General features: G+C 63.0%; 6 protein-coding genes. 1 reads left to right on the forward strand and 5 read right to left on the reverse strand.

The genetic code is table 11. From position 1 onward, the window contains the following. Positions 1-56 precede the first annotated feature (56 nt). From NEF64_RS18605 to NEF64_RS18615, 3 genes are all read right to left on the reverse strand, one after another. Entirely contained in the window at positions 57-5,411 is a 5,355-nt protein-coding gene (locus tag NEF64_RS18605; protein WP_252575071.1) for a beta strand repeat-containing protein, read from the reverse strand. A gap of 217 nt (positions 5,412-5,628) precedes the next feature. Further along, complete coding sequence (locus NEF64_RS18610; protein WP_252575073.1) at positions 5,629-6,237, reverse strand: hypothetical protein; 609 nt, start codon at positions 6,235-6,237, stop codon at positions 5,629-5,631. Between the two features lie 408 nt (positions 6,238-6,645). Then, positions 6,646-7,233 (reverse strand): recombinase family protein, encoded by a 588-nt coding sequence (locus NEF64_RS18615; RefSeq protein ID WP_252575076.1) that lies wholly within the window; start codon positions 7,231-7,233, stop codon positions 6,646-6,648. 127 nt (positions 7,234-7,360) lie between these two features. Between NEF64_RS18615 and NEF64_RS18620 the strand changes: the two genes are divergently transcribed. Then, positions 7,361-10,312 carry a Tn3 family transposase gene (locus NEF64_RS18620; protein WP_252575077.1) on the forward strand — a complete coding sequence of 984 codons (2,952 nt, stop codon included), beginning with the start codon at positions 7,361-7,363 and terminating at the stop codon, positions 10,310-10,312. 588 nt (positions 10,313-10,900) lie between these two features. Here the strand turns inward: NEF64_RS18620 and NEF64_RS18625 are convergent. Together NEF64_RS18625 and NEF64_RS18630 are read right to left on the reverse strand one after the other, a co-directional pair. Beyond that, positions 10,901-12,100: a replication initiator protein A gene (locus NEF64_RS18625; RefSeq protein WP_252574988.1), complete on the reverse strand. Its 1,200-nt coding sequence runs from the start codon at positions 12,098-12,100 to the stop codon at positions 10,901-10,903. Positions 12,101-12,203: 103 nt separating this feature from the next. Further along, positions 12,204-13,244: a ParB/RepB/Spo0J family partition protein gene (locus NEF64_RS18630; protein ID WP_252574989.1), complete on the reverse strand. Its 1,041-nt coding sequence runs from the start codon at positions 13,242-13,244 to the stop codon at positions 12,204-12,206. Positions 13,245-13,302: the final 58 nt, after the last annotated feature.

The following is a 13,302-nucleotide window of genomic DNA, read 5'->3' on the forward strand; positions in this document are numbered from 1 at the left end:
TTCTCCGCTGAAGGCGCGGGTCGCTTTATGCGACCCGCGGTGATCAGAACTGCCGATCAGAACTGATAGCCAATGCCTGCGTTGGCACCGCTGTTGCCCCGCGTATCGCGGTTGACGCCGGCCTTTAGAATGGTGTGGCCATCATCGAGGATCCGCGACACGCCCACCGCGAAGGCAGCCTGACCGCGATAGGTACCGACGCCCCCTGCAACGAGGCTTTTGCCCGGTTCAAAGGCCTGCGGCAGCGCTGCTGATGCGAGCGCCCCGGCCGTACCGGCGTTGGCATCCCGCTTGTAAGTTTGCAGGTCGAAGTTCACGGCGTCGACCCGAACGTCGGTGTAAGCGTTCGCGGCTGCCAACGTGCTCGCCAGCCCCGAACCGAGCTGCCCTACGTTGACGGCATCGGTCGCTAAGGTGCCCGCCCCGACATTGTGAAGGGCGACGGCGGATCCACCGCTGTTGAGGGTAACGCCCGTACGCGCCGCATCGTCATATTGGACTGCGTTCTGACCGAGCGTTGTCAACGCGAGGTTGGTGGCGGCGAGCTGAGTGCCATTGACCGCCTCGGTCGAACCAGCCGCCAGCAGACCGGCTGCGACATTCGCCAGCGTCTGGGCAGGGCCAGGTGCGGCACCCGAAGCGCCGGCGGCTACGAGGTTGAGCCGGTCTCCGGTCCCAGGGCGTTGAACGGCCCCGATGGTGCTGCCGCCAACGATAGTCGTCAGTGCCGAGATGCTGCTATTGGTAGCGGCAAGCTGCGAGCCATTCACCGCATCGGTCGAACCCGCCGCAACCGCCCCGGCCGCAACGTTCGTTACCGCCTTGCCACCGGCGTTGATCCCGGCGGTGGTGACGCTGGGACCGCCTGCGATAGTCAGGCCGGTCGCGCCCAACGTGGTGGCACCGTTGGTGAAGCCGGCTGTGTTGATCACCGTACCGCCGGTTGTCAGGCTGTCGGCCACCAGGTTCGGGTTGGTGGCGATCGTCAGGTCGGTTCCGTTCTGGGCAATCGCGATGTTATTGCCGGCGGTGATCGTCTGTCGGGTGCCCGGCGCAACGTTGGCCACAACAGTACCCGTGACGGTCCCCGTCCCGGTCTGCGCAGTGGTCACATCGAAGCCGCGATTTGCGACTGCTGCCGTGTTGGTGAGCGCTGTATTATAGTTGTCGAACGCGCCCTGCACCGTGGTCGCGGTCGTGCCGCCCGTCGTGGTGTAGGTCGGGCCGGTATAGGTACCATCGGGATTGACGGTACCGCCGATGACCCCGGCGAACTGGTTCTGCACGCCCGTCAGCTGGCTGACGTTGACCGCGTCGGTAGCAGCGGTACCCGCGGCAAGGTTGCCGAGTGTCTGGAGCGCACCAGGTGCAGCGCCGGTGCTGCCCGGCGCGACCAGCGCCAGCCGGTTAGCGGTGCCGCTCTGCTGGACGGGGCCGATCGTACCGTTTGCAAGGTTGTTGCCCAGGTTGGTGATCGCCGTGGTGTTGCCAGCGATGGCGCCGGTGTTTGCCGTAACCTGCTGGTTGGTGGCGAACAGCTGTGCACCGTTGACTGCGTCGGTCGAGGTGGCGGTCAGCTCGCCCTGATGGAGGTTGCTGATCGTCGTGCCGCCCGTCACGCCACCGTCGGTCGAGGCAACGCCTGCAAGTGTCGTCCGGGTCTTGGCCGCGTCATCATACTGCACCGAGTTGTCAGCAACGGCACCGATCGCCTGGAGCTGCCCAAGATTAACGGCATCCGTTGTCGCAACACCAGCCGCGACATTGGCGATCACCTGGTTGCCGGCGTTGATCCCGGCGGTGGTGACGCTGGGACCGCCTGCGATAGTCAGGCCGGTCGCGCCCAACGTGGTGGCACCGTTGGTGAAGCCGGCTGTGTTGATCACCGTACCGCCGGTTGTCAGGCTGTCGGCCACCAGGTTCGGGTTGGTGGCGATCGTCAGGTCGGTTCCGTTCTGGGCAATCGCGATGTTATTGCCGGCGGTGATCGTCTGTCGGGTGCCCGGCGCAACGTTGGCCACAACAGTACCCGTGACGGTCCCCGTCCCGGTCTGCGCAGTGGTCACATCGAAGCCGCGATTTGCGACTGCTGCCGTGTTGGTGAGCGCTGTATTATAGTTGTCGAACGCGCCCTGCACCGTGGTCGCGGTCGTGCCGCCCGTCGTGGTGTAGGTCGGGCCGGTATAGGTACCATCGGGATTGACGGTACCGCCGATGACCCCGGCGAACTGGTTCTGCACGCCCGTCAGCTGGCTGACGTTGACCGCGTCGGTGGCAGCGGTACCCGCAGCAAGGTTGCCGAGTGTCTGGAGCGCGCCAGGTGCAGCGCCCGTACTGCCGGGAGCGACCAGCGCCAGCCGGTTAGCGGTCCCGCTCTGCTGGACCGGTCCGATCGTGCCGCTGGCGATGCTGTTGCCGAGGTTGGTGATCGCCGTGGTGTTGCCGGCGATGGCGCCGGTATTCGCCGCAACCTGCTGGTTGGTCGCGAACAGCTGCGCGCCATTGACCGCCTCGGTCGAGGTAGCACTCAGCTCACCCTGATGGAGGTTGCCGACCGTCGTGCCGCCCGTCACGCCACCGTCGGTCGAAGCGACGCCTGCAAGCGTCGTTCGAGTCTTGGCGGCATCGTCATACTGCACGGAGTTGTCGGCAACGGCACCGATCGCCTGGAGCTGGCCCAGATTGACGGCATCCGTTGTCGCAACGCCGGCCGCGACATTGGCGATCACCTGATTACCAGCGTTGATCCCGGCGGTGGTGACGCTGGGGCCGCCTGCTATGGTCAGCCCTGTTGCGCCCAGCGTGGTGGCACCGTTGGTGAAGCCGGCTGCGTTGATCACCGTACCGCCGGTCGTCAGGCTGTCGGCCACCAGGTTCGGATTGGTGGCGATCGTCAGATCCGTCCCATTCTGGGCAATCGCGATGTTGTTACCCGCCGTGATCGTCTGCCGGGTGCCCGGTGCGACGTTGGCAATTGCGGTACCCGTCACCGTACCCGTGCCCGTCTGGGCAGTGGTGACGTCGAAGCCGCGGTTTGCGACAGCGGCAACGTTGGTGATGGCGGTGTTGTAGTTATCGAAGGCACCTTGCACCGTTGTCGCGGTCGTCCCGCCCGTCGTGGCGTAGGTGGGCCCGGTGTAGGTGCCATCGGGATTGACGGTACCGCCGATGACCCCGGCGAACTGGTTCTGCACGCCCGTTAGCTGACTGACGTTGACACCATCCGTCGCAGCGGAGCCCGCGGAAACGTTGGTAATTCGGCGTTCGGCACCAGCTCTACCAATGGACACCTCTGAGGTCGGGGCAGCAGTACCAGTGGCGTAACCGACACCCGTAGGAGGCGCAGTACCGGTCCGAGAACCTGCACCGAGCGCTAACGAGTTGTCATAGAGAGCCCTTGCCGTATTGCCGATCGCGACACCGAACGTGCCGGGCGCCTGGGCATCGGAGCCGATCGCGATCCCGTAGTCCCCGGTAACGATGGATCCGCTGCCGATTGCCAGACCAAGGAGGCCGGATGATTGTGCAAGTGTACCAATCGCAACCGCGGCCTGCGCACTAGCGTTCGTGTTCTGGCCGATCGCGGTCGCGCCACCGCCGCTTGCCTGGGCGTTGCTGCCGAAGGCAAGTGCGTTCGCGCCCGATGCCGTCGCCGTCAGGCCCAGCGCCGCGGAAGATGTGCCCGATGCGATGGCATTGAGACCAATTGCGGCGCCGTTCGTGCCGCTTGCAGTGGCCGCGTTGCCAAGTGCGAGTGCGTTGGCGGCCGTGGCGCTGCTGCCACCGCCGACGACGATGCCACTTGCACCAGTCACCGTGCTACCGTTGCCCGCGACAATCGCGTTCTGCGCATTCACAGTATTGGTATTGCCGAACACGGCAGAGCCCGACGCATTGCCGGTACTTGCCAATATGTTGTTGGAGCCGTGGACGTTGATACGGTTGCCGTTGCCGGCTGTGTTCGGCCCGTTCACCGTGTTGTCGTTGCCGGTTACGAACGTGCCGTCGCCGTTGATGATGTTGGGGTCGCCGACCGCGTATGAGGCGGTGCCGGTGACGACGTTGCCGGTACCGAAAGCGCCCGACCGGGCACCGGTCACCTGGTTGTTGTAGCCGATAGCCGTGCTGCTCTGGGAATTGGCGACGCTTGCGGTACCGATCGCGACGCTGTTGGCGCCCACCGCGCGCGCGCCGCTCTGGACGACACCGCCGACCGTGCTCCCGTCGCCTCCACCAAGCGCAACGCCGTACGCACCGGTTGCCTGCGATGCGCCCGGAGAGAGGAAGCCACGGGTGGCACCACCCAGCGCCAAGGCACCGATACCGCTCGCATTGGCGCCCTGCCCCAGCGCGATTGCGCCGTTGGCGGTTGATGTGGATTGACGTCCGATCGCGATCGAAGTCAGCCCAGTAGCAGTGACAGCGCTTCCTACCGCGATGGATCCGTCGCCTGACGCGATCGTCTGGAAATCATCGCGCACGCCGATCGCGATCGAATTTTGAATAGTAGCCTTCGCACCTGAGCCGAGCGCCGTCGAGGCTTCAACGGCACGGCTCGCGCTGCCTAAAGCTGTGCCCCCGGTCGATGTCGCATTCTCGCCGATCGCGACCGCGTTAAAGTTGACCGCAGCGTTCGTCGCACTGGCGCCCGTGCCGATCGCGATATTGTTGGTGCTTGCAGCGGTCGCTGAGTCGCCGATAGCAATTGCCGAGTTGGCTGCGGCTCTCGATCCCGAACCAACTGCCACGGCACGGATACCCGACGCAGTCGCCCCGGCGACGGCGACAGGGGCATTGGCCCCGCCCTGGGCGACCGTGTCACGACTACCGATCGCAACCGAGTTCGATCCCGAGGCGACCGCCGTAAGGCCAGTAGCCGTTGCGCGTGTCGACGCGCTAGCCCCATACCCGACGGCAACTCCACCATCGCCCGTCGTTGAGGAAAAGGCACCCAAGGCCGTCACACCAAAATGGTTTCCCCCGTCGGCGCTGCATCCAAGCACGCTTGAATAGGTGCCGCTGCCGTCGACCGGGTCAGTCTGGGCGGGGCGTGCAATACCATCAGGCCCCGTGTCCGCACCCGCCGTGCACGCCGTCGTGCCATTATAGGTGTTGGCGGTGGCACTCGTGGGGTGCATGAGCCCCATCCCGAACGCGCCAACGGCTAGCATGGCTGAGACGGGCAGGTTCGTGTAAAGCGCCTTTGCGATAATCTCGGCTCGGCCACCGACAATGCCGACTGGCAGCTCGGCTGCGATATGATGCAGACGTAACGCGGGGGCATTGGTCGGATTGACCATGCAGTGCGTTTCAGTCTGCTTGGGTTGGGATATGCCCAGCAAAGCCGAGCGCCGACGTCGTGCAAGACGATTGTCCCGGCTTATAATAAGGCTGCGGTGTTCGATTTTCATCAGTTGCCTCCAATTCGAAGTGAAGAGTGGTGCTGAAGAGGCTCCGACGATCGACAAAGGCTTTGTTAGCGTTCGGTGTCGGGCTTTTTGACGGTACAATTGGGATTCAGGCGGGCGCGTTCGATCTGCGCGCGCTACACTGCAAAAGGTGCAGGCGAGTTTGGGTAGTCATCTGGAGTGATGCGCCCGCTAGCGGCGCAGCGATCGCATCAGGCAGCTATTGTGCGTAGGTGGTGGTCAGGTCGACAACGACACATGTTTTGGTACCAGTAGGAACCAGAAGCGTTTCGGTCGGTCCCTGCTGCATGACACTCACGCCGACCAGTTGACCGCGCGCCTGAGCACGGGGCGCCATTGCGCTGCGCACTGCATCGCATGACAACGGACTTGGCACGACCTGCACTGCAACCATGTCGCATCGTCCCGGCGAAACCGGCGTGGCGACGATCGCGCTGACGCCCGACGGGATCGTTTCGCCAGCGGGGTAACGCTGCGCGACGGCAACGTTAACACTGCGCTGGCTACCGCCTTTGGGATTCCAGTTCGATAGCGTGTCGAACTGGATGGCTCCTGCAAGAACTGCCGCACCAGCCGCGTTGATTTGCGTGCTACAAGGCGTCGCACTGTTCTGGCGTAATCGCGCAGCGATGTCGGCGATCTGATTAGTGGCACCCGGAGCGGTAGGCGCCGGCGATCGCGCAGCGACTGTCTTCTGGTTCGGTAGCGCTGAATAGGCTGGCGATAGTGTAAAGATGGCGGTCGATATGATGCCACATGATGTGGCAATGACAGCAGGCAATCGACTAAACTTGGAAAAACTACGCACCCGCAATTCTCCTATTTATCACAGTGCGCATGCGCTGTGTGATGACTTTATTATAACCCATATTGTGCCATATGGCTATCATGAGTTAGCTTCATTTGTTTTTCATGAAAAGATTAACGAAATCTTAAAGCGCGCAAAATATCAGCCCAATCTCATAGGCTTAGGCCATTTTAGATCAACCACTTCGGCCAAGTAGCTGATGCAGCCTCGATCATCGATCTATACGTTCGCGTTATGAGATCCGGGAATCCACAATTCTACAAGACGCAAGCCCAATGGTTGCCGGCGACGTCCGCCAGTTCGTCGACGTTCGGCCAATTTCTCCGCAGCGGGTTAAGAACGTACAGCAAAGCCGATTTGCCTAGCCACGATTTGATAACACCGAGCAAGTGATGGCCGCGTTTCGTATTACCTTCCTTCTTGTTGCCGGTACGCTGCTACGATCCGCGAGACTGTTGGCTCGCTGACACCGTAAAGGCGAGCCATCTCAGCGCCGGACTTACGTCCGGAGACAACGGATTCACCAATCTCTTGTCGTTGTTTTTCAGCAAGCTTGCGCCGACGTCCGCCAATCCGTCCCTCTGCTCGAGCTTGTGCGAGACCAGCGCTGGTGCGCTCGCGGATCATCGCGCGTTCGAACTCGGCGAAGCTGCCGACCATCTGCATCATCATGCGTCCTGCGGCCGTGGTCGTATCGATCGCTTCGGTCAGCGAGCAGAAGCCAGCCCCCGCCAGCTCGATCCGCTCCATGATGTGCAGCATGTCCTTCAGGCTGCGCGACAACCGGTCTAGTTTCCAGACAATCACCACGTCGCCCTCGCGCAACTGGCCGATCATCTCCAGAAGCTTTGGCCGATCCCACCGCCCGCCGCTGGCGGTCTCCTCGAACACCCGCTTACAGCCAGCTGCGTCGAGCGCGCGGCGTTGCGCAGCATTCGATTGGTCGTCGCCCTTGGACACACGGGCATAGCCGATCAGGTAGGGGTCGCCGGTCATCGGTCTCTTTCACAAACGGCCGTATCCGGAGGTGGGATCACCAGACACGGATTTCCGCTGCCTTCCACCTTTCACAATCCTCTTTCATTAAGCAAGCAAAAGGCAAGAGGTTTTTGGAGGATGAAACATGCCCGCACGTATTCCAATGACCGAGCGGCATCGCGCCGCACTGCTGGCGCTGCCCGATACCGAAACGATGGTTGTGCGACATCATGGCCTCCACGCCGAAGACATGTCGGCGATCGGTATCGCACGCACTCCAGCGACCCGGCTGAGCTATGCCCTGCAACTCTGCTGCCTGCGCTATCCAGGACGACATCTGCGCGCCGGCGAGCTGTTGCCTGCGATCATGCTCGACCATATCGCCGACCAGGTTGGGGTTGATGCGGGCGTCATCGCCGACTTCGCGCGGCGCACACCGACCCGCTACGATCAGCTTGCCGCCATCAAAGCCCGGTTTGGTTTTACCGATCTGAGCCAGCCAGTTCGCACTTCGATGACCGCGTGGCTGGCGACCGAAGCCATGCCCATCGTTGACGGGCGCATTCTGCTCGACCGACTGCTGGGCGAACTACGCACCCGGCGTATCGTCATCCCCGGTATCAGCGTTGTGGAGCGGATGGCGGCCGAGGCGATGCTTCGGGCGGAAACCGATCTGGTCGCCGCGGTCGACGACACACTCGATACAGAGATGCGACAACGTCTCGACACGCTGGTGGATGACAAGGTGCATGACCGACAAAGCCGCTTTTCCTGGCTGCGCGAACCGGAGCCTCGCGTCGCGTCTGCCTCGCTCGCCGAAATCCTCGAGAAGGTCGCGCTAATCCGCTGGACCGGCATTTCCCGTGTTCCAATCGATCCCCGGCACGAACCACGCCTGACGCAATTCGCTCGCGAAGGTGTGCGCTATACCGCCCAGGCTTTCCAACAGATGCGACCTGCCCGCAGACGGGTCATACTGCTTGCCACGCTGCGTGAGTTGGAGGCCACGCTTACCGACGCGGCGATCGCCATGTTCGGCGCCTTGATGGGACGCGCTCACCTTCGTGCTCGCAAACGCCTTGAACAACGGGTCGCGGTCTCGGGACGCGAGGGACGCGACCGGCTGATGCGCATCGCCACGGTGCTGGAAACGGTCAGCCGGGCAGCACGCGCTGGTGAAGATATCGGCGCGGCCCTCAGGGATATCCTGTCTCTCGACATGCTCGATGCCGATGCGGCGATCATCCGTCGTACAGCCGCACCTCACAGGGATGACGTGCTGAGTGAGATTGCAGCCGAGTACCGGACCTTCAAGCGGGCAGGACCGCAGTTCCTGCAAGCGCTCGATTTCCACGGCCGGGCCGGAACGGCGACATTGCGCAATGCGATGACGGTCCTGTCGGATCTCGATGGCGACTGGCGCAAACCGCTTCCCGCCGACGTTCCGCTCGGTCATGTCGAGCGGCGCTGGCAACGCCATGTCGTGGTTGCAGGAAAGATCGACCGGACGCATTGGGAGATGGCGACTTACGGCGCGCTCGCCAATGCGCTGGCATCGGGCGATATATGGGTGCCGACGTCGCGGATGCACCGGTCACTGGACGTGTTGCTTGCGCCATCGCCAGGCGCGACGCTCCAACCGCCGTTCTCGCTCGGCGATCCACATGCATGGCTCGATAAGCGCGCTGCGCAACTCGATAGCGCCTTGCGCGGCGTAGCCCGGAATCTGGACGGGCGTGATGCCGCCCTGTTCGCCGGGGAGAGATTACGCTTCCCCAAAGAGCAGAAGGGTGATGACGGTGGGCGAGATGAGGGGCGGCACCTGACGCCCGCCTGTTACGGCATGCTGCCTGCTACCCGTATCACCGACGTGCTGTCGCAGGTCGAACGCTGGACCGGCTTCACCCGACATTTCGGTCACGTTTCAACCGGGTTGCCACCTGCTGACGAGCGCGCCTTCCTCGCCACCCTGATTGCCGAAGCGACCAATCTAGGGTTGTCACGCATGGCCGAGGTATGCGGCGCAGGATCACGCCGCGCGCTCCTGCGCATGCAGACATGGCACATGCGCGAGGAAACCTTTCGCGCGGCGCTTGCCTGTCTGACCGATGCCATCCATGCCGAGCCGATCGCCGCCTGGTTCGGGCAGGGGCACCGGGCTTCGGCAGATGGTCAGGCCTTTTACCTAGGCGGTCCGGGCGAGGCCGGCGGAACGGTGAATGCGCATTATGGGCGCGATCCCGTGGTCAAGATCTACACCACCATCACCGATCGGTACGCGCCACTTTACCAGACTGTGATCGCCGGTACGGCCGGGGAAGCCATCCATGCGCTCGACGGCATTCTCGGGCATGATAGCAACGCCAATCTGACCGCGCTGCACGTCGACGGGGGCGGCGTTTCCGACATCGTGTTCGCGACCATGCACCTGCTCGGGCTCGACTTCGAACCGCGCATCCCCCGGCTGTCCGATCGACGCCTCTACGCCTTCGAACCCCCGAAGCGTTATGGCAGGCTCGCACCACTGTTCGGTCACGGGCTCAACCGGGACCTGATCGTCAACCACTGGCCGGATATCGAACGTGTCATCGGCGCAATGCGTGACCGCACCGTCACGCCATCGTTGATCTTGAAGAAGCTGTCCGCCTACCGCCAGCAGAACAGCCTTGCCGCGGCACTGCGTGAGGTCGGGCGGATTGAGCGCACCCTGTTTACGCTACGCTGGTTTGACGAGCCGGAGCTGCGTCGCACCGTCACCGCCGAGTTGAACAAGGGTGAGGCACGCAACAGCCTGGCCCGGGCCGTTGCTTTCCACCGGCTCGGCCGTTTTCGCGATCGTGGCTTGGAAAACCAGCAGACCCGCGCAGCCGCGCTCAACCTCGTCACCGCCGCGATTATCCTGTTCAACTGCCGCTATCTCGGTCGCGCCGTTGAAGAAATGCGCCATCGGGGGACCGCCATCGATCCGACTATGCTGTCCCGTCTCTCACCGCTTGGCTGGGACCGCATCAATCTCACCGGCGATTATGTCTGGTCCGATAACCTCGATCTTGACGCCAACGGCCTCATGCCGTTGCTCATCAAACCGCTACCGTGAATCTGTGTCCGGATAATGCACAGAGGCCCAATCGGACGATTTTTGCTGTCGACCACGAGTTCACACCATTCGCTATCGATCTAGAAGCAGGTCTGAGAGTGACCTACGTCGCATGGTGCATGCGCAGACACAGGCACGACCAAATCCATTTCTCAAAGACATAGAAACTCCTTGGTTAGAGGGTTTATAACTGATGTTAAAGAGTTAGGCGGCTTTCTACCGGGCTTAAACGCTTTGTTCTCCGTGAGTTAGATCGGCACCGGCGTTCCGGATGTGTCGTCGATCCGTTCCTGGAGTGTCGACGACTGCGTTCTTGAAGGATCGACCTTGCGTTCCTGAAAGACCGAACGCTGTTCCTGGAGTGTCGAAGCCGCGGCCGATCGGATAGTTTTTTGAGAGCAATTGAATCAGTTCGCCGGGGTTTGTCTGAAGGGACGTTCAATTAGGATAGATACCCGAGCGTTGAGCGAGAAAGACATTTGTGAGCACGACACTTCGGGAACGGTCGCGCCAGTTTAAGCGGTTTCGACGTACGTGTGGATCTCCTGCCCTCCTGAGGCAAAGGCCGTTCGTAAGACGAAAAAGCTCCTAGCGCCCAAGTTCATGGCGGTGCTTTTCATGATAGCGACGGACAAAGCCGATGAACGCCGCCTGATAACTCACCGGCGTGCGAGCGCTGTCTGCCTCAACCCATGTGCGAAACTCATCGTGCAACGTCTGGTAATCCCAGCCTGGGCACTCTGCGCGCAGCGTTGCCATCGTCGCATCTGTGATCTCGCCGGCGGTCGCGCGTGTCGCCAGACTGGTGCGCGACCGTCGCAGCAATGCTGTCACGTCAATCGTTTCAGTCGCATCGTCAGCCGTGGCAGCGGGATTGGTTGACGCTGGCCTTGGTGCAGGCTTAGCGCCGCGCACCTTGTGCGCCGCCACGGTTTTCACCGGGCGCTCGGCATCACTGCGACGTTGCATCCGCAGCGATGGCTCGCGCTTGCCAGCCGGCGTCTCCAAGGCGAGCGCATAGCCAGGAAGCTCGTTGCGTTCGACGATCTTGGCGATCTCAAATTTGAAACGACGATACTGCCCTTCTGCGCCCGATTTCTCGAACAGTGTCGGCATGGCGATCGCGAAGCCGACCTCCCCTGCCCCGCCAGCGTGCTTGCGCGCTACGCGGTACAGCCAGCGCTCGCGTCCGCCGGTCAGGTCGAAATAGGCGCGGTCGATCGACAGCACCCCGCCCTGCATCATCACGCCTTCCCAGAACCAGTTCGATAACTCGATCGTCATGCCGCGCGATCGCTCGGTCTTTTCGTCGACCAGCTGGGTCCAGCCGTCGAGCCAGCTGAAGGTCGCCTCGCGGCGGTTCTCGGCGCGAATGTTGGTCTTGATCGTGGTCGACACCAACCGGTCGAGCGCCTGCCCGAGTAGCTCATAGGCGCGCCCCGTCGTCGGTCGCCCGATCGCGCGGAGCAGGTCGTAGGGCATCAGATGGAGCTTGCGCGGCACGTCGTTGATGCCGCGCCGGGCCATGTCGGCGAGCACGCTCGCGCAATAGATCAGGATATCGGCATCCCAGATCGTCGCCATACCGTAATCGGGATTGCCCGAGACATGCACCCACAGTTTGCCGTCGGGGCTCTTGTAATCGATCGGCTTGACGCGCTTCGACTTGGCGAGGCTAAAGAACGGGCGTTCCATCATCTCGCGCTGGTCGCGCAGCGGCATGTCGGCGAGATAGGGGAGGAACAGGTCGAACTGCTCGGACACGTTCTGGCGATCGGCACGGGTCACTTGGTCAGGCTCCGGGTGTTTCCCCGGGGAAACACCGTCGGGCCGGTGGGGGCAACCGTCGGCACCGGGGTGCGCCGCGGCCTGTTTCCCCGGGGAAACACGTTCACCGTTTTAGCCCGCGGCCTTCGGCCTCCAGATGCGCGAGCGCTTGGCGCAGCGCGTCGACCAGCTCGTCGGTCTCCGCACCCGACCCGGCGTGGAGCCGGATCGTGACGCCTTGGCGGTTGCTCGACTGGACGCTGAGCCCGCGGCGGCCGTGCGGCGTGGTCCAAGTAAACGGGGGAGCGCTGTCGGCGGGATCGTTCGGCGCGTCGAGCAACCGCCGTAATACGTCTGCGGCAGGGTAGGGGGCCGCACCCCGATCGCGCCGCGCGGTCTGCTCACGCGCGAGCTCGCGCGCCGCGCCCTGGATCGCCTTAGTTGCAGCCTTGTCGTCGAGCGCCTGCGCCAGCGCATAAGCGGGCTTGAGCTGGACATCGGCCGGGGAAGCGAAGGCGGCGATCACCGCATCGGGGATCTGTGCAACCTTGACCATCTTCGACAGCCAGCCCTTCGACACCTTGAGCCGTTCCGCCATCCGCGTCAGATGGTTGCCGTAATGCGTCTTGAGCGCGTCGGCATAATTGCGCGCGCGTTCGAGATCGGACACGTCCTTGCGCGCCCGGTTCTCGAGGTCCGCGAGCCGGAACGCGGCTTCGTCGTCGAGGCTGGCAACTTGCGCCACAAACTGCATTTCGGGATAGGAATGCGCACGCAGCCAGCTGATCGACCAGTGGCGTCGCGTGCCCGCGATCACTTCGAAGTCATGAGCCGGATCGCCGTCAACACGGCGTACCACCGCTGGGACTTTCTGTCCGCCTTCGGCGATGATGGAATCGATCAGCTCGCGGCAGCCATCTTCAGTCAAATGCTTGTAGCTGCGTGCATTGCCGGGCCAGATCCGCACGCGCGTGGGATCCAGCAGCAGCTGCGTCACTTGCCGCACTTCGCCGCTTGTCACGCGCGCGAGCGCGGTCTCTCGGTTGAGCAGCGTGGTGCCGCGCGACCGTTCGGGTATGGGCGGGGCAGGGGGGGCGCCCGCGTCGGTTTCGGCTGGCTCATCCGCTAGCAAGGCCGCGAGATAATCGGATTGCTTACGCGCCATGCGGCACCTCCCGCATTAGACATATTTGGAACGCTGATGTGTCGGACAGCGACAATTC

The organism is Sphingomonas aerolata (genome assembly GCF_023935825.1).
GTDB lineage: Bacteria > Pseudomonadota > Alphaproteobacteria > Sphingomonadales > Sphingomonadaceae > Sphingomonas > Sphingomonas aerolata.